Source organism: Clavibacter sepedonicus (genome assembly GCF_000069225.1).
Classification (GTDB): Bacteria; Actinomycetota; Actinomycetes; order Actinomycetales; family Microbacteriaceae; genus Clavibacter; species Clavibacter sepedonicus.
The window spans coordinates 726853-749820 of record NC_010407.1 but is presented as its reverse complement, the minus strand read 5'-3'; the positions used below and the strand labels follow the sequence as shown (position 1 = coordinate 749820).

Genomic DNA, 22968 nt, shown 5'->3' with positions numbered 1-22968 from the left:
GAGCTACCTCCCCCACCGCAGAGCGGCGGTCTGCACGGGCGAGTCCCACAGGTCGACGAGCTCGTCGTCGAGCAGCAGCACCGTGAGGGACAGTCCCTCCATGTCGAGGGCCGTGACGTAGTCTCCCACGAGGCTCCGGGCGACGGTCAGCCCGGCCTCCTCGAGCACGGCGGCCGCGCGGCGGTACGCGATGTAGAGCTCCGACAGCGGAGTCGCGCCCATCCCGTTCACGAGCAGAAGCACCCGGCTGCCGGACGGCGCCGCGAGGTCCTCGAGCACGGGGTCGAGGAGGCGCTCCACGATGGCGTCCACCGGCTCGAGGGGCAGCTTGACGCGGCCCGGCTCGCCGTGGATCCCGATGCCGATCTCCATCTCGTCGACCTCGAGCGCGAAGCTCGGCTCGCCGGCGTGCGGGACGGTGCAGGCCCGGATGGCGACGCCCATGCTCCTCACCTGCCCCACCACCCTCCCGGCGATCGCGGCCACCGCATCGAGGTCGTCCCCGCGCTCGGCCGCGGCGCCCGCGATGCGCTCCACGAGCACGGTGCCCGCGACCCCGCGGCGGCCGGCCGTGTAGAGGGAGTCGGTGACCGCGACGTCGTCGTCGACCACGACCGTCCGCACCCGTACGCCCTCCGCCTCCGCGAGCTCGGCCGCGGTCTCGAAGTTGAGGACGTCGCCCGTGTAGTTCTTCACGATGTGCAGCACGCCGGCCTCGCCGTCGACGGCGAGGGTGGCGGCGACCACAGGATCTGGGGTGGGGCTCGTGAACACCGGTCCGGGCACGGCCGCGTCGAGCATCCCGTGTCCCACGAAGCCGGCGTGCAGGGGCTCGTGCCCGCTGCCGCCGCCGCTGACGACGGCGACGCGGCCAGGTCGGGTCGGCTCCGCGCGTCGGACGAAGAGCGGATCCGCGCTCAGGGCGACCAGGTCGGGGTGGGCGGAGGCGAAGCCCCGGACGGCCTCGTCGGCCACCGCCCTCGGGTCGTTGATCAGCTTCTTCACGGCCGGCTCCTCACGGGTCTCGGGCGGCCGGACGGCAGCCGCGCATCCGAGCCGGATCGAGGACGGACTCGGTCGGCGGCGACTCGGGTGTGTCGCCAACATACGCCCGGGCGCACGCGCACCGACAGCCCTTACGCCCCTCCCCCCGTGGGCCGGGATCCATGTCGCGGAGCGGCCAGCCGCGACCGGCCCGGCCGCTCCCCCGGCACTAGATTGGTCCCACCGCGATGATGCGGCAGAGGCCGCCCCCGCGCCTCGACGAACGATCGGAGCACCACGCAGTGGATCTTGGAGTCATCTTCCTGTCGGAGACGGTGGGCACAGCCCTCCTCGTCCTCCTCGGATGCGGAGTCGTGGCGAACGTCGCGCTCATCAAGTCGAAGGGGCTCGCCGGCGGCACCCTGATGGTGAACTTCGGCTGGGGCCTCGCGGTCTTCGCCGGTGTCACCGTGTCGTACGCGTCCGGCGCGCACCTCAACCCGGCCGTCACGCTCGGCCTCTTGGCCGCCGGCAAGATCGAGGACGTCGCGAGCGTCCCCGTCTACATCCTCGCCCAGATGGTCGGCGCGATCATCGGCGCGGTCTTCTGCTGGCTCGCCTACAAGCAGCACTTCGACGAGGAGCCCGACGCGGCCACCAAACTCGGCGTGTTCTCGACCGGCCCGTCCATCCGGAACTACGCCTGGAACCTCGTCACGGAGATCATCGGCACCTTCGTGCTCGTCATCGTGATCCTCGGCTTCAGCCTCGCGAACAACCCGGACGCGGACGCGGCCACCCCCGCCGGACTCTCGGCCCTCGGCGCCATCCCCGTCGCACTCCTCGTGGTCGGCATCGGCGCGTCGCTCGGCGGACCGACCGGCTACGCCATCAACCCGGCCCGCGACCTCGGCCCGCGCATCGCGCACGCGATCCTCCCCATCAAGGGCAAGGGCTCGAGCGACTGGTCCTACGCCTGGGTCCCCGTCGTCGGCCCCGCCATCGGCGGCGTCCTCGCCGGCCTCGCGTCCTACGCGCTGCTCCCCATCCTCTAGAACACCCCGAACCTCTTAGGAGAGACCACATGAGCGAGAAGTACATGGTCGCCATCGACCAGGGCACCACTAGCACGCGGGCCATCGTCTTCGACCACAGCGGATCCATCGTCTCCACCGGCCAGCTCGAGCACGAGCAGATCTTCCCCCGCGCCGGCTGGGTCGAGCACGACCCGATGGAGAGTCTGGCGCAACACGCGCGAGGTCATCGGCCAGGCGCTGTCCAAGGCCGACATCACGCGCCACGACGTCGAGGCCGTGGGCATCACCAACCAGCGCGAGACCGCCGTCGTGTGGGACCGCACCACGGGCAAGCCCGTCTACAACGCGATCGTCTGGCAGGACACCCGCACGCAGAAGATCGTCGACCGCCTCGCCGAGGACGGCGGCGTGGAGCGCTTCAAGCCGAAGGTCGGGCTGCCGCTCGCCACCTACTTCTCGGGCACGAAGATCGTCTGGATCCTCGAGAACGTCGAGGGCGCACGCGAGAAGGCCGAGGCCGACGACCTCATGTTCGGCACGACGGACACCTGGGTCCTCTGGAACCTCACCGGCGGCACCGACGGCGGCGTGCACGTCACGGACGTCACGAACGCGTCGCGCACGCTCTTCATGGACCTCGAGACGCTGCAGTGGGACGACGAGATCCTCGCCGCCTTCGACGTGCCGCGCTCGATGCTCCCCGAGATCAAGAGCTCCTCCGAGGTCTACGGCCAGGTCGAGTCCTCCAGCCTCCTCCGCGAGGTGCCCATCGCGGGCATCCTGGGCGACCAGCAGGCGGCCACGTTCGGCCAGGCGGCGTTCGACCAGGGCGAGTCGAAGAACACGTACGGCACCGGCAACTTCCTGATCTTCAACACCGGCACCGACATCATCCACTCGCAGAACGGCCTCCTCACGACGCTCGGCTACAAGCTGGGCGATGCGGAGCCGCACTACGCGCTCGAGGGATCCATCGCGGTCACGGGCTCGCTCGTGCAGTGGATGCGCGACAACCTCGGCCTCGTGTCGAGCGCCGCGGAGATCGAGACGCTCGCGGCCACGGTCGAGGACAACGGCGGCGTGTACTTCGTCCCCGCGTTCTCCGGCCTGTTCGCGCCGTACTGGCGCTCCGACGCCCGCGGCGCCCTCGTGGGCCTCACGCGCTACGTCAACAAGGGACACATCGCCCGCGCCGCGCTGGAGGCCACGGCCTTCCAGACGCGCGAGGTGCTCGACGCGGTCAACGCGGACTCGGGCGTCGACCTGACGGAGCTCAAGGTCGACGGCGGCATGATCGCCAACAACCTGCTCATGCAGTTCCAGGCCGACATCCTCGGCGTCCCGGTCGTGCGCCCCGTCGTCGCGGAGACCACCGCGCTCGGCGCCGCGTACGCCGCGGGCCTCGCCGTCGGCTTCTGGAAGGACCTCGACGACCTCCGCCAGAACTGGCAGGAGGACAGCCGCTGGACGCCGGACATGGACGACGCCGAGCGCGAGCGCCAACTGCGCCTCTGGAAGAAGGCCGTCACGAAGACCTTCGACTGGGTCGACGACGACGTGCAGTAGACCGCACCGGCACCATCCGCGCGCCCCGTCAGCCCCGCTGGCGGGGCGCGCGTCGTCTCCCGGGGCCGGCTGGCGGGCACCGCGGCGTCAGATCAGCGTCGGCTGCCCGTGGCCCGCGGGCTCCCTGTCGACGGGCGCCACGAGGTCCGGCCCGTCGTTCCGCACGCTGTTGACGCGCGTCGAGACGAGCCGCGGCACGAGGCGCGGCTCCGGGAGCGAACCGAGCAGGTGGCGCACGTCGTCGACCGCCGCCGTCCCCGCGTCCAGCCACTCGTCCAGCCGGTCGCGCGGCACGATCACCGGCGTGCGGTCGTGGATGTGCCCGAGCGCGTCGCTCGCGGCGGAGGTGATGATGGCGAGGCTGCGCAGCCACGCGCCCGGCTCCCCCTCCGGGACGGCAGGGTCCCGCCAGTGCTCGTACACGGCGGCGAAGGCCAGCGGGCGCTCGTCCTCGCCGTGCAGGTAGACGGGCTGCTTGCCGGAGGCGGTCGCCTGCCACTCGTAGTACCCGTCCGCAGGAACGACGGCGCGCCGCGTGAGCACGGCCCTGCGGAACGTCGGCTTCTCCATGACCGTCTCGACGCGCGCGTTGATGAGCGGGGCGCCCTGCACGGCCTTCGCCCACGGCGGGACGATCCCCCACCTGGCGCCGGTCAGGACGCGGCGGACCGCGCCGTCCGCATCGTCGCGCGGACGCCGGTCGGCGACCATGCGGACCGTGGTCGTCGGCGCGACGTTCCACGAGGGGGCCGGGTCGTCGCCCTCGACGTCGTCGACCGCCCAGTCCCCGACGAGGTCGCCCGTCGCCCGCGCCACCACGAATCTCCCGCACATGCGTCCATCATCCGCCGCACGCGCGACATCGACCGGCCGGATGCGGATCAGGCGCGGGTCGCGGCCGCCCACTCCTCGAGCTTGGCGGCGGCGCGACCGGAGTCCACGGCCTCGGCGGCGACGGTCACCTTCTCGCGCAGGCGGCGCGCCATGGGCTGCTGCACGCGGGTGGGATCGCCCATCAGATCGAAGGCCTCGAGGCCCGCCGCCGCGTTCAGCAGAACGACGTCGCGTTGGGGACCCGGCTCGCCGGCGAGGACGCGCCGGATCACCTCCGCGTTCTCCTCCACCCCCTCGCCGAGGAGCGCCTCGATGGGGGCGCGCGGGATCCCGAGCTCGAGCGGGTCGAGGTCGTGCTCGGTGACCGCGCCCCGGCTGACCTCCCAGATGTGGCTGTGCCCGGTGGTCGTGAGCTTGTCGATCCCGTCGTCGCCCCGGTACACGAGCGCCGTGGCGCCGCGGGTCCGGAACACGCCCACCATGAGCGGGACGCGGGAGAGGTCGGCGACGCCCACGGCCGACGCCTCGGGGCGCGCCGGGTTGCAGAGCGGCCCGAGCACGTTGAACAGCGTGGAGATGCCCAACTCGCGCCGCGTGGCGGCGGCATGCCGGAAGCCCGGGTGGAAGAGGGCGGCGTGGGCGTACGTGATGCCGGTCTCGCGGAGCACGGCGGCCACCCGCTCGGGCGCGATCGTCAGGTCGATCCCGAGGGCGGTCAGCACGTCGGACGCGCCCGACGCGGAGCTCGCCCCGCGGTTGCCGTGCTTGATGACGGGCACGCCCGTCGAGGCGGCGACGATCGACGCCGCCGACGAGATGTTGAGGACCGCGCCGTAAGGGTCCCCTCCCGTCCCCACGATGTCGAGGGCGCGTGGATCCGCGTCGAGCGGCAGCGCGTCCTCGAGCACCGCGTCGCGGAAGCCGACGATCTCGTCGACGGTCTCGCCCGAAGCGCGCAGAGCGACCAGGAGCCCGCCCAGTTGCGCGGGAGTGGCCTCGCCGCGCATCACCTGGCGCATGGCCCACGTGGACTCGGACACCGACAGGTGGCGCCCCTCGATGAGGGTGGTGATGAGCGCGGGCCAGGTCGGGGCGGAGGGCATGGCGGTCAGCCTAACGAGCGCCTGGATCGGATCTCACGGGCGGCCGGGTGGGCATCGGGTGCCGTCGGCCTAGGTCATAATGGAACCTGTGACGACGACCTCAATCTCCCCAGTATCGATCGCGCCGGTGGTGAACCGACCGAACACGGTCGCCGTCGGCACCATCGTGTGGCTCGGCAGCGAGGTGATGTTCTTCGCGGGTCTCTTCGCGATCTACTTCACCCTGCGCTCGACGTCCGGCGCCCTCTGGGAGTTCGAGGCGGGCCGGCTCAACGTGCCGTTCTCCCTCGTGAACACGCTCATCCTCGTGTCCAGCTCGTTCACCTGCCAGTTCGGCGTGTTCGCGGCGGAGCGCCTGCAGGCGCGCGCCACGGGATGGAAGCCCAGCCAGTGGGGGACGGTCGAGTGGTTCTTCCTCACCTACGCCCTCGGCGCCATCTTCGTCGTCGGCCAGATCTTCGAGTACGCCACCCTCGTCACCGAGGGCATCACGCTCAGCAGCAACGCCTACGGCTCGGCGTTCTACATGACCACGGGCTTCCACGGCCTGCACGTCACCGGCGGGCTCATCGCCTTCCTCCTCGTCATCGGGCGCATCTTCGCAGTCCGGTCCATGGGACACAGGGAGGCGACGAGCGCCATCGTCGTGTCCTACTACTGGCACTTCGTCGACGTGGTCTGGATCGGGCTCTTCCTGGTCATCTACGTCCTCAAATAGCACCGAGCGGGAGCATCAACCACAGCATGAGCACCAAGACAGCACGCGCCCGTCGAACCGGTCGCCGCAGCCCCCTGACCACCATCGCCCTGCTCGCCATCGGCCTGCTCACCACGGGCGGTGCCTACGCGATGATCCAGTCGGGCAGCGCGTCGGCCGAGGTCGACCTGAAGTCCGCGCAGACCATCGACGAGGGCCAGAAGCTCTTCGGCTCGAACTGCGCCACCTGCCACGGGATGGACGCCACCGGCACCGGGGTCGCCCCGAGCCTCATCGGCGTCGGCGCGGCGTCCGTCGACTTCCAGGTCGGCACCGGTCGCATGCCGCTGCAGGGCACCACGGTCCAGGCGCCGGAGAAGCCCACGCAGTTCACGGACACCCAGGTGAAGGAGCTCGCGGCCTACGTCGCCTCCCTCGCCCCCGGTCCCGCCATCCCAGACGGCCAGTACCTCGACGGGAAGGGCGACGCCGCCAACGGCGCAGAGCTCTTCCGCATCAACTGCGCCATGTGCCACAACGTGGCCGCGGCCGGAGGCGCCCTCACCGAGGGCAAGTTCGCCCCGAGCCTCGAGGGCGTGGCCCCGGTCCACATCTACGAGGCCATGGTCACGGGCCCGCAGAACATGCCGGTGTTCAACGACACCAACATCTCCCCGGAGGACAAGCGCGACATCATCACGTCGCTGCAGTACATCGAGGAGAACAGCACGGTCGGCGGCGCGAACCTCGGCGGGCTCGGCCCGGTCTCCGAGGGGCTCTTCATGTGGATCTTCGGCCTCGGCGGCATCGTCGCCCTGACCGTGTGGCTCACGGCCCGGTCCAACTGACGCCCGCATCGATGACCCGCACAAGAACACAGGAGAGGCACGCACATGGCACACGATGACGAGGACGAGTCGGGCGTCGTCCCCGCGGGCTACGACGCCGGCGAGCTCGAGCCGGCAGGCCGCGACGTCGTGCTCCCCGGCGGCACCGCCGTCGCCACGCGCGACGCCTTCCAGAACCCCGGCTTCCCGGAGCACCGCCTCCGCGTCACCGACAAGGACCCGAAGAAGGCCAAGACGGCGGAGCGCGTCGTCTACACCTGTTTCTACCTGTCCATCGTGGGCAGCGTCTTCGCCATCGGCGCCTACTTCGGCTTCCCGATCTACGCGGACGACCCCGGCAGCGTGCGCCTGAACAACCTGTTCCTCGGCGTCGGCATCGCGTTGGCGCTCCTGAGCCTCGGGATCGGGGCCATCCACTGGTCCAAGGCGCTCATGAGCGACCACGAGCTGATCGACGAGCGCCACCCGCAGGGCGGCTCGCCGGCCACGCAGGCCCGCGCCGTCGAGATCTTCGCGCAGGCGAACGAGGAGTCCGGCTTCGGCCGTCGCTCCCTCATCCGCAACAGCCTGATCGGCGCCCTCGTCGCCTTCCCGCTGCCGGCCGTGATCCTGTTCCGCGACCTGTACCCGGGCAGCGCCGAGGAGCCCGCCTCCGCTCTCAGCCACACGCTGTGGAAGAAGGGCGAGGTGCTCACCCGCGATCCCTCCGGCACGCCCATCAAGGCGTCCGACGTCACGATCGGCTCCGCGTTCCACGTCATCCCCGCCTCCCTCATGGAGCTGGAGGAGGACAAGCTCGAGGAGAAGGCCAAGGCCGCGGTGCTGCTCATGCGGCTCCGCCCCGAGGACCTCGTCGAGTCGCCGGAGCGCAAGGGCTGGTCTTACGACGGGATCGTCGCCTACTCCAAGGTCTGCACGCACGTGGGTTGCCCGGTGGCGCTCTACGAGCAGCAGACCCACCACCTGCTCTGCCCCTGCCACCAGTCCCAGTTCGACGTGACCAACCACTGCGAGGTCATCTTCGGACCGGCCAAGCGGCCCCTGCCGCAGCTGCCCATCGCCGTCAACGACGAGGGCTATCTCATTGCACAGAGTGATTTCACCGAGCCCGTAGGGGCTAGTTTCTGGGAGCGTCGTGGTGACTACAACAGCTGATCCGACCACGACGGGCGCCACCGCGCCCGCCGCCAAGAGCGGAGGCGGCCTCACCGCCGCCGCGACCTACCTCGACGAGCGCACCAGCGTCAGCGTCGCCGTCAAGGAGTTCGGGCGGAAGATCTTCCCGGACCATTGGTCCTTCATGCTCGGTGAGGTGGCGCTGTACAGCTTCGTCGTCATCCTCCTCACCGGCACGTGGCTGACCTTCTTCTTCAACCCCTCGATGGCGGAGACGCACTACGCCGGCTCGTACGCGCCCCTCAAGGGCGTCGAGATGTCGGTCGCCATGTCGTCCTCGCTCGACATCTCGTTCGACATCCGCGGTGGCCTGCTCATGCGGCAGATCCACCACTGGGCGGCGCTGCTGTTCGTGGCGTCCATCGGCCTGCACATGCTCCGCATCTACTTCACGGGTGCGTTCCGCAAGCCGCGAGAGCTCAACTGGTTCATCGGCTTCGTGCTCTTCATCCTCGCGATGGCCGAGGGCTTCACGGGCTACTCGCTCCCCGACGACCTGCTCTCCGGCAACGGCCTGCGCATCATCGACGGCATGGTGAAGGGCATCCCGGTCATCGGCACCTGGATCTCGTTCCTCCTGTTCGGCGGCGAGTTCCCGGGGACGCACATCATCCCGAGGCTCTACACGCTGCACATCCTGCTGCTGCCGGCGATCCTCGTGGCGTTCCTCGCGCTCCACCTCCTCTTCGTAGTCGTGCACAAGCACACCCAGTTCGCCGGCCCCGGCCGGACGAACGAGAATGTGGTCGGCGTCCCGGTGCTCCCCACCTTCGCCGCCAAGGCCGGCGGGTTCTTCTTCGTCGTCTTCGGCGTCATCGTCGTGATGGCGTCGTTCTTCACGATCAACCCGATCTGGAACTACGGCCCGTACGACCCGTCGCCGGTGTCGGCAGGTACGCAGCCCGACTGGTACATCGGCTTCGCGGACGGTGCCCTGCGCCTCGTGCCGCCGGGACTCGAGTTCGTGCTGTTCGACCACACGTTCTCGTTCAACATCATCCTGCCGATCACGGTCCTGGGTCTGTTCATCGTGCTCGTCGCGCTCTACCCCTTCATCGAGGCGTGGATCACCGGTGACAAGCGCGAGCACCACATCCTCGACCGCCCGCGCAACGCCCCGACGCGCACCGCGATCGGCGCCGCCGGCGTCACGTTCTACGCGGTCCTCTGGTCCGCGGCGAGCTCCGACCTCATCGCCACGCACTTCAAGGTGTCGATGGAAGGCGTGATCCACACGCTGCAGGCGCTGCTGATCCTCGGGCCGGTCATCGCCTACCAGGTCGCCAAGCGCATCTGCCTGGCTCTCATGAAGAAGGACCGCGAGATCGCCCTCCACGGCGTCGAGTCGGGCCGCATCGTGAAGCTGCCCGGCGGTGAGTTCATCGAGGTGCACGAGCAGCTCGACGAGTACGAGCGTTGGCGCCTGGTGAGCTACGACGACTACAAGCCCCTCATGATCCGCCCGGACAGCCGTGGACGCATCACGGTCAACCAGCGGGCTCGCGCGGCCTTGTCGAAGTGGTTCTTCGAGGACCGGATCTCCCCGGTCACCACGAAGGATGTCGAGCGCAGCCACAGCGACCACCACTAGGCCGCACCCCCGTCCGCGCTGACGCGCAGACGGGAACCGAGAGCCGGTCCGGCGACAGTCTGGACCGGCTTTCGTGCGTCCAGCCCCATTGCCGCCCGCTTCGACCCAGGAGGACTCGTGGATCTCGACCGGCTCGCCGCCTGGCTGCGGTGTCCTTCCTGCGGTGCCGATCTGCACGCCGTGCCTCCACTGGTGCTCCGCTGCGATCAGGGTCATGCCATGGACGCGAACAAGCGGGGCTACGTCAACCTGCTCGCGGCGGGTACGCGCGTCACGGGCGACACCGCGGAGATGCTCGCGGCGCGCGGCGCCTTCCTCGACCGCGGCCACTACGCGCCGCTCATCGACGCGTTGACGGAGGCGGTCGGGACCCCGGTCGGACCGCGCTCGGAGGCGCCGATGCGCGCACCGCTCGGATCCGGCGCGCACCGCGATGGCGGGCTCCGCGTGGTCGACGCCGGCTGCGGCACGGGTTACTACCTCCGCGCCCTCCTGGACGCCGTGCCCGGCTCGACCGGCCTCGCGGTCGACCTCTCCCCTGCCGCAGTCGGCATCGCCGTGCGCGGCCGTCTGGACGTCGACGGCGTCGTGGCGGACACCTGGGCACCCTTCCCGATGCGCGACGGTGTCGCCGATCTGGTCCTCGACGTCTTCGCCCCGCGGAACATGCCCGAGTTCCATCGCATCCTCACCCCGCACGGCCGCGTCGTCATCCTCGCCGCGGGCCGGCAGCACCTCGCCGAGCTGCGGGCCACGGGTCGTGCTGTCGGAGTGCAGGAGGACAAGCGGGAGCGCATCCTCGAGGCCGCCGGCCCCTTCTTCGAGCCTGTGTCCGAGACGCACGTGCACCGCGTCCTGAGCCTCTCGGAGGACGACGTGGACCGGCTGCTGGGCATGGGCCCGTCCGCCCATCACCGCAGTGCTCCCAGCGTCCCGTCCCGGCCGCGCGACGAGGCCGCCGTTCCGCCGACCGGCGACGCTGCCCGCCACGACATCACCGTCGACGTCATGGTCCACGTCCTGCGTCGCCGCGAAGTCGAGGCACCGTCCTGACGTGACGAGGGGCGGGACTCCGCCGGACGGCTGCCCCGGCCCGAGCGGATCCGCCTCCTCGACGGGACGAGGTGACCGACGTCGCGATGCTCAGGTCAGGAGAACCGTCGCCCTGGCGCCGTACCTCTGAGGAGGGCGCACCTCACGCCCTCACTGATCCTCCCTGGGACCCCGCTTCCAGGGCGGGCATGGGACACGGAGCGTCCATCGCTCCGCTCCCCCGCCCATGGCGTCACATTCGGCGTACCCGACCATCCGCGCTCCCTGTCCTTCGCGTGGTTCTCGATCCGCGGCGGGCGAAGCGCATACCGCTCCTGGCGGCCCGGCCTGCGAGTTCTCAGGCGGATCCCCAGCACGCCGACAGACACCCGTCCTTTGTCGCGAGATGACCGGAAGGCACCTGGCTGATCGCAGCCGGCTCCGCAGCAGGCTCGAGGGTCGGCGGGTCGCTGCATGACCACACGACGCGTCCCTGGCTCGGGCCTCGCCCGGCGACGTGACCGTGAGCGCAACACACGCACCACGAGGCTACGGGAGGAGCTCGGCGACGGTCCCGCCGACGAGACATCGCTGCTTCCCCGAGGGGCACGGTCAGCGTGGACGCTCCTGGACCACCGCATCGCACTGCCAAGGCCGGCCCACGCCAATCCTCGATCGCGTGCGAACGCACCTCGGCGGTGATCACACCACCTCCGCGGCCCACGCCGCCCGACCCCGAAGACGGATGGTCGCCAGCCGGACCCCGGCGCGCTTAGACGCGACGATGCCCGGCCTCACGAGGAGACCGGGCATCGTCGACTGCGGGCGCAGGCCTAGCTGTAGTTCCCAGTGAGGTTGTGAACGCGTTCGGCGGGCGTGAGTCCGCCGATGCCGGTGTGGGGGCGGTGGTGGTTGTAGTGATGCAGCCAGGCAGGGTAGGTCGCGGCGCGGGCCTCGTCGGTGCGATAGGGATGGGCGTAAGCCCATTCCGTGGCGAGGGTGCGGTTGAAGCGCTCGACCTTCCCGTTCGTCTGGGGCCGGTACGGGCGGGTGCGTTTGTGCGTGATCGATCCGAGCGCCTCGGTGAAGGCGTGGGAGCGGTAGCAGGAGCCGTTGTCCGTCAGGACACGGATCACGGTGATGCCCGCGGTGGTGAAGAACGCGTTCGCGCGGGCCCAGAACGCGGCGGCGGTCTCCTTGCGCTCGTCGGTGAGGATCTCGGAGTACGCGAGTCGGGAGTGGTCATCCACGGCGTGGTGCAGGAACGCGTATCCCCGCCCGGTCCGGGGAGTGTTCCTCCGGCCGGCCTGTCGGCCGAGGACTCGGTGCCCGCCGCCGTCCGGGATACGGCCGAGCTTCTTGATGTCGACGTGGACCAGATCTCCCGGCGAGGAGTGCTCGTAGCGTCGGGCAGGAGACCGCCGGGCAGGGAGCCCGGTGCTCAGATCGACGTGCTCGAGCAACGGCATCCGATACCGGTTCAGCACCCGCTCGACCGTCGAACGCGGAACGCGGAGGTGATAGCTGATGCGGTGCGGGCCCCACCGGCGAGTGAATCTCAGCGCGATGATCCGCCGCTCCCGACGCCGACTCGTGCGGGTCGGTTGCCGGTGCGGGCGGGATGAGCGGTCCGTCATCGGCAACCCGGCCCGATACCGGCGAGCCCATCTCGACGCCGTCGCCGGCGAGCACTGGAACCTCTCCGCCGCACGCCGGACCGGCCACCCGTCCTCAACGATCAACCGAGCAAGCCGAACCCTGCCCACGGGAGCGAACGGGGCATTAGCGTGAGTCACGAAGACCTCCGGTGATGACGTGTGCTTGGTAACTCACATCGTCCCGGAGGTCTTCGCTATCCGCCCCAGCGTTCACAACCTCCCGAGGAACTACAGCTAGCCGCGGTGCCGTCGCCGTCCTCGTCAGCGGGGTGCGGCGTGTCCTCCTCGGGCTCGAAGTGGTCGTTCCCGCCGTCGTGGCCGGCCGCGACGCCCGTCGTGCCCGCGGGGATCGTGCCCTCGCCGCCGAGCTTCTCGTCGTCGTCGTGCGCGTCGGCCGTGCCGTCGTGATGGGTCATGTCCGTGCCTCCTCTGGCCGCGGCCGGTGCCCGCGTCGTCGCGGGTGCATCGCGGCCGGCGACGTCCCCTCCATCCTGCCCGCCCGGGCCGCCGACGCCCTCGCCCCTGTCCGGCTGCTGCGCCGTCGCAGGATCCCGTCATCCGCCCTGGACTCGTTAGCCGGACTAATGAGCTAGCCTAAGCACATGTCCGACTCCCCCGACCTCAGCCAGAGCCTGCGCGCCGGCGTCATGCGCCTCGCGCGTCGCCTGCGCGCCGAGAAGGCCGACCACGAGCTGAGCGACAGCCAGTTCGTCGTGTTGGCCCTGCTCCTCCGCGACGGGCCGACGAGCCCCGGCCGCCTCGCGGAGATCGAGCGCGTCACCGCCCCGAGCATGAACCGCACGGTCAACTGCCTCGTCGAGGCGGGATACGCCGAGCGCTCCCCCGCCCCCGACGACGGCCGTCGCGTCACGGTCTCCATCACCGACGCCGGACGCACGGTCGTGCAGGAGACCCGCCGGCAGCGGAACGCCTGGCTCTCCCTCCGCCTCGGCGAGCTCACCGCCGCCGAGCGCGCCACCCTCGCCGAGGCCGCTTCCCTCCTCGGCCGCATGGCCGCCGCGTGAGCGCCGTCTTCCGGAGCCTCCGCGCCCCGAACTACCGCATCTGGTTCGCTGGCGCCCTCGTCTCGAACGTCGGCACGTGGATGCAGCGCACCGCCCAGGACTGGATCGTCCTCACCGAGCTCACCCGCTATGACGCGACCGCGGTCGGCATCGTCATGGCGCTGCAGTTCGGCCCCATGCTCCTGCTCTCCCCCTACGCGGGCCTCATCGCGGACCGCTACGACAAGCGCCGCGTGCTGATGATCACCCAGGGCGCCATGGCGGTCCTCGGCCTCGGACTCGGCCTGGTCGTGCTCTCGGGACGCGCCGAGCTCTGGCACGTCTACCTCTTCGCGCTCCTCCTCGGCGTCGCCTCGGCGCTCGACGCCCCCGCCCGCCAGTCCTTCGTCTCCGAGCTCGTCTCCGACGACGACCTCTCCAACGCGGTCGCCCTGAACTCGGCGTCCTTCAGCGCGGCGCGCATGATCGGGCCGGCCGTCGCGGGCGTCCTCATCGCGGGCGTCGGCACCGGCTGGGTCTTCCTCCTCAACGCCGTGAGCTTCATCGCGGTGCTGTTCGCGCTCACGCGCCTCCGCGTCGGCGAGCTCCGCCGTCCGGAGCGCGTCGCGCGCTCCCGCGGCCAGCTGCGCGAGGGCTTCCGCTACATCGGCGGGCGTCCCGACATCATGGTGATCCTCGTGATCGTGTTCCTCGTCGGCGCGTTCGGCTACAACTTCCCGATCTTCACCTCCACCATGGCGAGCGTCGAGTTCGGCAAGGGGGCCACCGAGTTCGGGCTGCTCTCGTCGAGCCTCGCCGTGGGATCCGTCGCGGGCGCCCTGCTGTCGGCCCGCCGCGAGCGACCCCGCATCCGCCTGGTGTTCGTGGGCGCCGCGCTCTTCGGCATCGCGACCGGGCTGGCCGCGATCGCGCCCACCTACCTGCTCTTCGCCGGGGCGCTCGTGATCGTGGGCGTCGTCTCGCAGACCCTCATGACGAGCGCCAACAGCACCGTGCAGCTCACGGTGGAGCCGCGCATGCGCGGCCGGGTGATGGCCGTCTACATGGCGATCTTTGTCGGCGGCACCCCGCTCGGCGCGCCGATCGTGGGCTGGGTCGCGAACACGTGGGGCCCGCGCGCCGCCCTCATGGTGGGCGCGGCGAGCGGCATCGTCGCCGCCCTCATCGCCATCGCGTGGCTCGTGCTGCACCGGCACCTGCGCGTCTCCTACCGGATCCACCGCACGCCGCACCTGCTCGTCACGCACGACGGCGACGGACGCGACCGTCGCGAGGACGCGCGCGAGGACATCGAGGCGGACGAGGCCGTCGCCCGCCGCACCTGACGCGGCGCGCAGCCGCCCGGCCCGGCCTCAGGGCGCGGGAGCGGGCGTCGCGGTCGGCGGCACGTAGCCGACGTCGTCGAGGCAGTAGTCGAGGAACGCGCTCGTCGCCCGCAGGTACTGCCCGGTGTCGAGCGACGCCCCGTCCGTGTCGGCTCCCGTGCGCAGCGCCTCCAGCTCGTCGACGATCGTCGAGAACGAGGCGACGAGCGGCTTCATGTTCTCCGGGGCCATGCCGGCGAGGGCCGCGTCGCCCTGCTTGACGCGGTCGAGGAGGGTCGGATCCACCGCCTTCCCGTCGCCGAGCGCCTGCACGAGCTTGGTGGAGTCGGGCAGCACCTGGGCGAGCGTCGAGCAGGTGGCGAGCTCGTCCTCGGTCGGCGGGCCGGGGGCACGCGTCACGGTCGGCTCGGGGCTCGCGGTGCCGCCGGGAGCCGCTCCCGCGTCAGGGGTCGCGCTGGCCGCGGGCGTCGTCGCCTCGGGCTCGGGCTGCCCCGGATCCGTCGTGCACCCGGCGAGCACGAGCGCTCCCGCCGCCGCCGCGATCACGGGCGCCCACGATCGGATCCGGCGTGCGGGGCTGTGCGTGCGGGCCATGCGAGCCTCCTCGGCGCCTATCACGGGTGATCTGCCCCACGGAAGTCGATCGACGCGGGTGCCAGGGCGAACGCCCCATACCACTACCGTATTCGAATGACACGAAGCGAGAGCGACCGCAGCACCGTCACGCCCGATCCGACTTTCGTGGCGCAGGACTTCAGCCACGAGCAGGAGGGCTACCAGCACGGGTTGAAACCCCGCCAGCTCCAGATGATCGCCATCGGCGGCGCGATCGGCACCGGTCTCTTCCTCGGAGCAGGCGGTCGGCTGGCCTCCGCGGGCCCCGCCCTCGCGATCGTCTTCCTCATCTGCGGCGTCTTCGCCTTCTTCATCCTCCGCGCGCTCGGCGAGCTGGTGCTGCACCGCCCGAGCTCCGGGTCCTTCATCTCCTACGCCCGCGAGTTCTACGGCGAGAAGTTCGCCTACGCCGCCGGATGGATGTACTTCCTCAACTGGGCGACCACCGCGATCGTCGACGTGACCGCCGTGGCGCTCTACATGCACTACTGGTCGGCGTTCACCGCGGCTCCGCAGTGGCTGCTCGCCCTCATCGCCCTGGCCGTCGTGCTCGCGCTCAACCTCGTGGCCGTGAAGGTCTTCGGCGAGATGGAGTTCTGGTTCGCGCTCGTGAAGGTCGCGGCCCTCGTCGTCTTCCTCATCGTCGGCATCGTGTGGCTCGCCTGGAGCTTCCCCGTCACCGTCGGCGGCGCCGAGGTGCAGACCGGGTGGACCGTCCTCCAGCAGAACGGCGGGATCTTCCCGCAGGGCCTCGTCCCCGTGGTGCTGGTCGTGCAGGGCGTCGTCTTCGCCTACGCCGCCATCGAGCTCGTCGGCACCGCGAGCGGCGAGACGCAGGACGTGGAGAAGGTCATCCCCCGCGCCATCAACTCGGTCGTCTTCCGCATCGCGATCTTCTACGTCGGATCCATCGTGCTGCTCTCGCTCCTGCTCCCCTACACGGCGTACAGCGCCGACCAGAGCCCGTTCGTCACGTTCTTCTCCAGCCTCGGGTCGCCCGAGGTCGGCGCCATCGCCGGCTCCGTCATGAACTTCGTCGTGCTCACGGCCGCCATGTCGAGCCTCAACGCGGGTCTCTACAGCACGGGCCGCGTGCTCCACTCCATGGGCATGAACGGATCCGCGCCCAAGTTCACGACCGTCATGTCGAAGGGCGGCGTGCCGTTCGGCGGCATCATGCTCACCGGTTCCATCACGCTGCTCGGCGTCGGCCTCAACGCCCTCGTGCCGAAGCAGGCGTTCGAGATCGTGCTGAACGTCGCGGCGCTCGGCATCGTGGCGGGCTGGGCGACCATCATCCTGTGCCAGATGCGCCTGCGCACCTGGGCGAAGCAGGGCAAGGCGAAGGAGCCCACGTTCCGCCTGCCGGGCGCGCCCGTCACGTCGTGGCTCACGCTCGCGTTCCTCGTCAGCGTGCTCGTGCTCATGGCCGTCGACTGGCCGATCGGCACGCTCACGGTCGCCTCGCTCGTGATCATCATCCCGTTGCTGGTCGCGGGCTGGTACCTGCAGCGCGACCGGATCCTCGAGATCGCCCGCGTGCGCGAGGGCATCACCGGCCCGTTCCCCGTCACCGGTCGCGACGCGGCCGACCAGCGGAAGCGCTGACCGGCGCCCGTCAGCGCGACCCGACGCCGCCGTCCCCCTCCCCGGGGGCGGCGGCGTCCTCGTCCCCTCGGGCGGCAGGCTGCGCCGGATCCGGCCGCAGCCGCCGCCCGTACGCCAGCAGCTCCGCGTCGTGCTGCATGACCCAGGCGACCGCGGCGTTGAGGCTCTCGCGCCGCTGGACCCACACCCGCAGCCCGTCGGATCCCAGGCCGCACGCGTAGACCTCGTAGGAGAAGGGGGCCGCGAGGTCGGCCCGATGACGCAGCACCCAGCCCAGGGCCGGACCGTCGCCCACGCGGACGAGCCACGCGCCGCGCACGGGGTGGGCGTGGGGATGCTCCGGCACCGGCGTGATCGCGCCGGTCGCGTCGCCGCTCTGCTTGCTCCACATGCGGATCCCCTCGGGGTCGTCCGACCCGGACCCCGCGCCCGCGTCGACGCCCGGCCGCGTCGAGCCGAGCGTACGCGCGCGCACCGACACCGCCCGACGGGATGCGCCTCACGCGCAGGCCTGGAGGACGCGGTCGATGGCGCTCCGATCCGCGTCGTCGATCGACAGGCCGTACCGGCTCACGATGAAGGCAAATCGGGTGACGTAGAGGCACCGGTAGGCCGCGTCCGGCGGGAGCCACGTGCCCGGCCCCTGGTCCGACTTGTCCTGGTTGGTGGGACCGTCGACCGCCTGCAGCTCGTCGAGGTCGGTGGCGAGGCGCTCGCGTCGCTCGTCGGTCCACGACCACGCCCCGTGCTGCCAGGCCCAGGACAGCGGCACCAGGTGGTCGATCTGCACGGCCGCGCTCGTCCGCGGACCGCGCGTGAAGTCGATGCCGCGCCCCGTGTAGACATCGTCCAGGTGCCCCGCGACCACCGTGCAGCCCGGGTCGGCCGGCGAGGAGGACGCACGTGCGAGGTCCCGCACGAGCACGTCGTCGCGCTGGTCGCATCCGTTCCCGTCGGTGTCCGCCCAGGCCGGGCCGAACGCATCGCGGTCGTAGCGCGGATGACGTTCGCGGCCGTCCGCGGGGATGGCGTCGGTCATCCCGCGTGCGGCCGCCAGGTCGATGCGGCCGTCCCCCACGAGGCCCGCGCCGGCGAGCGTGCGGACGACGGCGCCGTCCGGGACCTCGGCGCTGAGGCGCCCGCTGCCCGAGTCCGGACCGAGGGCCGCCTCGCGCGCGCCCACGACGACCGCGGCGAGCACGACGACGACGGCCACGGCCACGAGGAGCGCGCGGACCGCCTCACGCCTCGTGCGCAGGATGCGCACGAGCGCGCGCCGTCCCGCTCGCCGCCCCGGACTCCCGCGCCGCCATGTTCTGTCACCCATCGCACCCCCGTCCCGAGGGCATGGTCACACGAGCGCGGCGTCGGATCCGCGGCCCGTCGAGCACTTCGTGGGGGACGAGGACGGCATCGTCTCGGGGAGGAGGCGTCGGCTGGCCGCCAGCTGCGCCGCATGACGGCGGGCCCAGCGGAGCCGGATCAGATCAGGGCGCGCGCGGCCCCGGCCAGATGGAGGACGGCCCCCAGCGACGACGGGCCCGGCGTGTTCTGCCCCGCGGTCGCGAAGCGCACGAGCGCGAAGGCGACGACGGCGATCACGACGACCGCGGCGATCACGTAGATCCAGATCCGCAGACCGCCATGCGCGGGCTGGAGGGGGTTCTGCTCGAGGGGGCCGTCGTGGTCGGGTCGCTCGGGGTGTTCGCGCATGCTCGCACCCTACGCCGGTCGCACCACCGACCGACGGGCACCCCGGATGCGCCGACGGGCGGTCCCTCGTTGACGAGGGACCGCCCGTCGGCGGTGACGGACCCGGGAGGGCGCGTCGGAGGGGTCAGGCGGAGATGCTCTGCGCGAGGACGCCGTCGAGGACGACGGACGCCTCCTCGTCGGTCGACTTCTGCGCGAGCGCGAGCTCCGAGACGAGGATCTGGCGAGCCTTGGCCAGCATCCGCTTCTCGCCGGCCGAGACGCCCGAGTCCTGGTCGCGGCGCCACAGGTCGCGGACGACCTCGCTGACGCGGCGCACGTCGCCGGACCCCATCTTCTCGGTGTTGGCCTTGAAGCGGCGCGACCAGTTGCCGGCCTCCTCCTCGACGTCGCCGCGGAGCACGTCGAAGACGGCCTCCACGCCGGAGCTGTCGATGACGTCGCGCAGCCCGACGAGCTCGGCGTTGTCGACAGGCACGTCGATCACCAGCTCGCTCTGGTGGATCTGGAGGGTGATGTACTTCTTGTCGACCCCCTTGATGGTGCGGGTCTTGACCGCGGTGATCGTGGCTGCGCCGTGGTGGGGGTACACGACGGTCTCCCCTACTTCGAAAATCATGTAGTACTGTCCTTCGATCCCTCGAGATGTGTGCCGGAGATGTCGCGCACGCGCATGCTCAGCCGCGTGGGCGCCGACGTCCCGCGCCGCGACGCACGCCATGGGCGTGGTCGTGGTGCGTGGCCGGTGCACCGAGATCACCGGCCGCCGCGGCGCTCCGCTAGGGGCGTCCGCGGTGATGGTCCGACCGGTATTCTCTCACGGTTCTCCGGCGACCATCGACGTGATCGATCGCGGAGCAGGACGCCCCCGGCTGAGCTGCTCCGACGTGGAGCGTGTGGTGCACCCCCTCGGACTTGAACCGAGAACCCACTGATTAAGAGTCAGTTGCTCTGCCAATTGAGCTAGAGGTGCAGGTGAGGACCCTGTCGTTCTGGGTACCGGACCGAGAGATGACACTAGCACCACGCCGCGGGCCGACGCGAATCGACGCCGTGGAGCTCCCGGCCGGGCATCGGGCGGCCGGCCCTAGCATGGTCGTCGACATCCCCGAACGAGAAGCTCCCCCATGACCGAGACCACCCGCCTCGAGAAGGGGCAGCCCGCCCCCGACTTCACGCTCCCGGACCAGGACGGCTCGCCCGTCACCCTGTCGGACCTCCGCGGCCAGGACGTCATCGTCCGCTTCTACCCTGCCGCCGGCACACCCGGATGCACGACGCAGGCGTGCGACTTCCGGGACAGCATGGACTCCCTCCAGGGCGCCGGCTATCGCGTACTCGGCATCTCGAAGGACCCCCAGGAGGACCTCGCCCGGTTCCGCGAGGAGCAGGGCCTCGGCTTCACACTCCTGTCGGACCCCGACCTCGAGGTGCACCGCGCCTACGCCGCGTACGGCGAGAAGTCGCTCTACGGCAAGAAGGTCACCGGCGTGATCCGCTCCACCGTCGTCGTGGACGGCGAGGGACGCGTCACCCTCCCCCTCTACAACGTCAAGGCGACGGGGCACGTGGCGTCGCTGCGCAAAAAGCTCGGCGTCGACGCCTGACGCCCGCGCACGCGTCGTCCGGCTCAGTCGCGACGACGCGTGGCGAGGAGCACGGACCTCGTGAACAACAGCACGATCACGAGGACGGACGGCACGATGAGGCCCCACCCGAGGTCCTGACGCGCGTCCGCGCCCTGGAGGCTGCCCGCCCCGACGGCGATCTGCAGCACCTGCCACGTCACGGCCGCCGGCCGGACCCAGCTGCGTCCCCGCAGGATCCCGCGGACGACGGCGCCCAGGAACACGGCCGCGAGCGCGGCCAGGGCGATCAGCGCGACGGCGCTGGCCAGCGACGACGGCGTCGAGGTCAGCAGGTCGACGACCAGGAGCGCGGTGACACCCGCCATGCCCAGCGCCTCGAGCGCGACGAGCACCGTGAGGAGGATCACGGCGGCAGATCGGCGGGGTCCGTCCGCGGGCTGGCGCGGATCGAGGGCATCACCGGTTCCGGTCACAGCACGTTCCCATACAAAGCTATTGATTGATCGTTGGCTCTATGCGACGATATTCGAGGTCGAGTTCGTTCACAGGGTGGTGAGCAGATCCGGAACCGAGCTTACAAGGGACGCCTCCCTGAAGCTGAGCATCTCACGAGGAGGGGCCACGTGCCCCGTCCCGATGCAGTTCCCGGACGCCTCGCCCCACCCCCATCCCGCGGCAGATCCGCCGTGCAACGAGTACCGACCTGAGGAGCACCCCTATGGACTGGCGTGACAAGGCAGCCTGCCTGACTGTGGACCCCGAGCTGTTCTTCCCCGTGGGGAACACCGGCCCGGCCGTCGATCAGATCGACAAGGCCAAGGCCGTCTGCGGCCGCTGCTCCGTCACCGAGATGTGCCTGCAGTACGCCCTCGAGACCGGTCAGGACTCGGGCGTCTGGGGCGGGCTCAGCGAGGACGAGCGCCGCGCCCTCAAGCGCCGCGCGGCACGCGCCCGCCGCGCCAGCTGACGCACGCACCACGCACCACCGACGAGAGCCGGGCCGCCCACGGGCTGCCCGGCTCTCGTCGTCCCCCGGCACGAACGACGGCCCGTCGGGGTACGGATCAGGCCGTGACGGGCGCCAGCCAGCGCAGCGGCACCTCGATGGTCACCTCGGTGCCGCTGCCCATGAGCGTGTGCCAGTCGATCGTGCCGCTGAGCTCGCCCTGGATGAGCGTCCGAACGATCTGCGTGCCGAGCCCCGTCCCGACCTTGCCCTCGGGCAGCCCCACGCCGTCGTCGCGGACGCTGACGGTGAGCGTCTCCTCGGTGCGCGCGGCCTCGATGGCCACCTCGCCCGAGCGCCCGGCCAGGCCGTGCTCCACGGCGTTGGTCACGAGCTCGGTGAGCGCGAGGGCGAGCGGCGTCGCGTAGGCGCTCGGCAGCACGCCGAAGCTGCCCAGGATCTTCGGGTGCACCCGCGTGTTGTGCGCGGAGGCGACCTCCGCGATGAGCAGGAGGACCCGGTCGAACACCGCGTCGAAGTCGACGTTCTGGTTGAGCCCCTCGCTGAGCGTGTCGTGCACCACGGCGATGGCGCCCACCCGGCGCTGCGCGTGACCGAGAGCCTCGCGCGCCTCCTCCGTGTGCGACCGGCGGGCCTGGATCCGCAGGAGGCTCGCGACCGTCTGCAGGTTGTTCTTGACCCGGTGGTGGATCTCGCGGATCGTCGCGTCCTTGGTGATCAGCTCGCGCTCCTGGTGGCGCAGCTCCGTCACGTCGCGGCAGAGGACGACCGCGCCGACCCGCTCGCCGTGGCTGCGGATCGGGATCGCACGGAGCGACACGGTGACGCCTCGCGACTCGATGTCGGTCCGCCACGGCGCGCGACCGGCGACGATGAGCGCCAGCGACTCGTCGACGGTCAGCCGCTTGCCGGTGAGCAGGCTGGACGTGGCGTCGGCCAGGGACTCCCCCTCGAGCTCCTCGGAGAAGCCCATGCGGTTGAACGCGCTCAGGGCGTTGGGGCTCGCGAATGTAGTGATGCCGTCGACGTCGAGACGCAGCAGGCCGTCGGAGGCGCGAGGCGCCCCCCGCCGAGGACCGGTCGGCGAACCGAGGTCGGGGAAGTCACCGTCGGCGATCATCGCGAAGAGGTCGTTGGCGCACTCGTTGAACGTCAGCTCCTGACGGCTCGGAGTCCGCGTCTCGCTGAGGTTGGTATGCCGCGTGATCACGGCGATGGGCGTGTCCGTGACCTCGGGACTGCCCTGGGCCAGGCGACGCAGCACCGGCACCGCGCGCACGCGGGTCGGCGTCTCCTCGTACCAGTCCGGCGCGGACGAGTCGATGATGCGGGCGGTCTCGTGCGCGTCCGTGACCTGCTTGCGCCACTCCGCCTTGATGGGCTGCCCCACGAAGTCGCGGTAGAACAGCGTGGCCGAGCTCGACGGCCGGGCGTGTGCGACGGCGACGAAGCTGCCGCTCACTGTCGGGACCCACAGGACGATGTCCGCGAACGCCAGGTCGGCGAGGAGCTGCCAGTCGCCGACGAGGAGGTGGAGCCACTCGACATCCGCGTCGGAGGACAGACCCTGGGCATGCACGAGATCGCTGAGCGTGGACAC

Annotated in this window: 23 protein-coding genes, 1 tRNA gene and 1 pseudogene; 12 read left to right on the top strand and 13 right to left on the bottom strand. The window is 71.0% G+C overall.

The window, feature by feature from the left end:
• Nucleotides 1-3: 3 nt before the first annotated feature.
• Complete coding sequence (gene dhaK, locus CMS_RS03520; protein WP_012298132.1) at nt 4-1005, bottom strand: dihydroxyacetone kinase subunit DhaK; 1002 nt, start codon at nt 1003-1005, stop codon at nt 4-6.
• A 227-nt stretch (nt 1006-1232) separates the two neighbouring features.
• Between dhaK and CMS_RS03515 the strand changes: the two genes are divergently transcribed.
• Both CMS_RS03515 and glpK read left to right on the top strand, forming a co-directional pair.
• On the top strand, nt 1233-2039 hold the full coding sequence (locus tag CMS_RS03515; protein WP_012298131.1) for an MIP/aquaporin family protein: 807 nt from the start codon (nt 1233-1235) through the stop codon (nt 2037-2039).
• A gap of 29 nt (nt 2040-2068) precedes the next feature.
• Nucleotides 2069-3587, top strand: a pseudogene (gene glpK / locus CMS_RS03510) (glycerol kinase GlpK).
• Between the two features lie 87 nt (nt 3588-3674).
• Here glpK and CMS_RS03505 read toward each other — a convergent pair.
• The gene (locus CMS_RS03505; protein ID WP_012298130.1) at nt 3675-4421 is read right to left on the bottom strand and encodes an SOS response-associated peptidase; all 747 of its coding nucleotides are present in this window, start codon (nt 4419-4421) and stop codon (nt 3675-3677) included.
• Nucleotides 4422-4468: 47 nt separating this feature from the next.
• On the bottom strand, nt 4469-5524 hold the full coding sequence (gene trpD, locus CMS_RS03500; protein ID WP_012298129.1) for an anthranilate phosphoribosyltransferase: 1056 nt from the start codon (nt 5522-5524) through the stop codon (nt 4469-4471).
• A gap of 79 nt (nt 5525-5603) precedes the next feature.
• Between trpD and ctaE the strand changes: the two genes are divergently transcribed.
• From ctaE to CMS_RS03475, 5 genes are all read left to right on the top strand, one after another.
• Complete coding sequence (gene ctaE, locus CMS_RS03495; RefSeq protein ID WP_012298128.1) at nt 5604-6242, top strand: aa3-type cytochrome oxidase subunit III; 639 nt, start codon at nt 5604-5606, stop codon at nt 6240-6242.
• A 26-nt stretch (nt 6243-6268) separates the two neighbouring features.
• Entirely contained in the window at nt 6269-7069 is an 801-nt protein-coding gene (gene qcrC, locus CMS_RS03490; protein WP_012298127.1) for a cytochrome bc1 complex diheme cytochrome c subunit, read from the top strand.
• Nucleotides 7070-7114: 45 nt separating this feature from the next.
• Nucleotides 7115-8224 carry a cytochrome bc1 complex Rieske iron-sulfur subunit gene (gene qcrA, locus CMS_RS03485; RefSeq protein ID WP_012298126.1) on the top strand — a complete coding sequence of 370 codons (1110 nt, stop codon included), beginning with the start codon at nt 7115-7117 and terminating at the stop codon, nt 8222-8224.
• Entirely contained in the window at nt 8205-9836 is a 1632-nt protein-coding gene (gene qcrB / locus CMS_RS03480) for a cytochrome bc1 complex cytochrome b subunit (RefSeq protein WP_041464366.1), read from the top strand. Before qcrA ends, qcrB begins: the two co-directional genes overlap by 20 nt.
• Before the next feature lie 117 nt (nt 9837-9953).
• Nucleotides 9954-10889, top strand: a complete 936-nt coding sequence (locus tag CMS_RS03475) for a methyltransferase domain-containing protein (RefSeq protein WP_012298124.1) — start codon at nt 9954-9956, stop codon at nt 10887-10889.
• Between the two features lie 812 nt (nt 10890-11701).
• On the opposite strand, the gene CMS_RS03470 is transcribed toward CMS_RS03475, so the two are convergent.
• Together CMS_RS03470 and CMS_RS03465 are read right to left on the bottom strand one after the other, a co-directional pair.
• Nucleotides 11702-12664, bottom strand: a complete 963-nt coding sequence (locus CMS_RS03470; protein WP_012298123.1) for an IS481 family transposase — start codon at nt 12662-12664, stop codon at nt 11702-11704.
• A gap of 56 nt (nt 12665-12720) precedes the next feature.
• Nucleotides 12721-12942 (bottom strand): hypothetical protein, encoded by a 222-nt coding sequence (locus CMS_RS03465; RefSeq protein WP_012298122.1) that lies wholly within the window; start codon nt 12940-12942, stop codon nt 12721-12723.
• A 186-nt stretch (nt 12943-13128) separates the two neighbouring features.
• Here CMS_RS03465 and CMS_RS03460 point away from each other — a divergent pair, with 186 nt between their 5' ends.
• Together CMS_RS03460 and CMS_RS03455 are read left to right on the top strand one after the other, a co-directional pair.
• Complete coding sequence (locus CMS_RS03460) at nt 13129-13551, top strand: MarR family winged helix-turn-helix transcriptional regulator (RefSeq protein ID WP_012298121.1); 423 nt, start codon at nt 13129-13131, stop codon at nt 13549-13551.
• Entirely contained in the window at nt 13548-14876 is a 1329-nt protein-coding gene (locus tag CMS_RS03455; RefSeq protein WP_012298120.1) for an MFS transporter, read from the top strand. Before CMS_RS03460 ends, CMS_RS03455 begins: the two co-directional genes overlap by 4 nt.
• A gap of 27 nt (nt 14877-14903) precedes the next feature.
• Here CMS_RS03455 and CMS_RS03450 read toward each other — a convergent pair whose 3' ends face one another.
• Nucleotides 14904-15470, bottom strand: coding sequence for a hypothetical protein (locus tag CMS_RS03450; protein WP_012298119.1), 567 nt, complete (start codon nt 15468-15470; stop codon nt 14904-14906).
• 96 nt (nt 15471-15566) lie between these two features.
• Here CMS_RS03450 and CMS_RS03445 point away from each other — a divergent pair, with 96 nt between their 5' ends.
• Nucleotides 15567-17099, top strand: coding sequence for an amino acid permease (locus tag CMS_RS03445; protein WP_041464365.1), 1533 nt, complete (start codon nt 15567-15569; stop codon nt 17097-17099).
• 10 nt (nt 17100-17109) lie between these two features.
• On the opposite strand, the gene CMS_RS03440 is transcribed toward CMS_RS03445, so the two are convergent.
• The 5 genes from CMS_RS03440 to CMS_RS03420 all read right to left on the bottom strand — a co-directional run bounded on the left by CMS_RS03440 (nt 17110) and on the right by CMS_RS03420 (nt 19785).
• Nucleotides 17110-17490 carry a hypothetical protein gene (locus CMS_RS03440; RefSeq protein WP_049791973.1) on the bottom strand — a complete coding sequence of 127 codons (381 nt, stop codon included), beginning with the start codon at nt 17488-17490 and terminating at the stop codon, nt 17110-17112.
• Between the two features lie 108 nt (nt 17491-17598).
• Complete coding sequence (locus CMS_RS03435) at nt 17599-18366, bottom strand: HNH endonuclease family protein (RefSeq protein WP_012298116.1); 768 nt, start codon at nt 18364-18366, stop codon at nt 17599-17601.
• 215 nt (nt 18367-18581) lie between these two features.
• Nucleotides 18582-18812 (bottom strand): hypothetical protein, encoded by a 231-nt coding sequence (locus tag CMS_RS03430; protein WP_012298115.1) that lies wholly within the window; start codon nt 18810-18812, stop codon nt 18582-18584.
• Nucleotides 18813-18936: 124 nt separating this feature from the next.
• Nucleotides 18937-19431 (bottom strand): CarD family transcriptional regulator, encoded by a 495-nt coding sequence (locus CMS_RS03425; protein WP_012298114.1) that lies wholly within the window; start codon nt 19429-19431, stop codon nt 18937-18939.
• Between the two features lie 278 nt (nt 19432-19709).
• Nucleotides 19710-19785 (bottom strand) — tRNA-Lys (locus CMS_RS03420).
• Nucleotides 19786-19939: 154 nt separating this feature from the next.
• Between CMS_RS03420 and bcp the strand changes: the two genes are divergently transcribed.
• The gene (gene bcp, locus CMS_RS03415) at nt 19940-20419 is read left to right on the top strand and encodes a thioredoxin-dependent thiol peroxidase (RefSeq protein WP_012298113.1); all 480 of its coding nucleotides are present in this window, start codon (nt 19940-19942) and stop codon (nt 20417-20419) included.
• A 23-nt stretch (nt 20420-20442) separates the two neighbouring features.
• Here the strand turns inward: bcp and CMS_RS03410 are convergent, their stop codons facing one another.
• On the bottom strand, nt 20443-20874 hold the full coding sequence (locus CMS_RS03410) for a hypothetical protein (protein WP_041464364.1): 432 nt from the start codon (nt 20872-20874) through the stop codon (nt 20443-20445).
• A gap of 245 nt (nt 20875-21119) precedes the next feature.
• Here CMS_RS03410 and CMS_RS03405 point away from each other — a divergent pair, with 245 nt between their 5' ends.
• Entirely contained in the window at nt 21120-21368 is a 249-nt protein-coding gene (locus CMS_RS03405) for a WhiB family transcriptional regulator (RefSeq protein WP_012037746.1), read from the top strand.
• Between the two features lie 97 nt (nt 21369-21465).
• Here CMS_RS03405 and CMS_RS03400 read toward each other — a convergent pair whose 3' ends face one another.
• Nucleotides 21466-22968: a sensor histidine kinase gene (locus CMS_RS03400; RefSeq protein ID WP_012298111.1), complete on the bottom strand. Its 1503-nt coding sequence runs from the start codon at nt 22966-22968 to the stop codon at nt 21466-21468.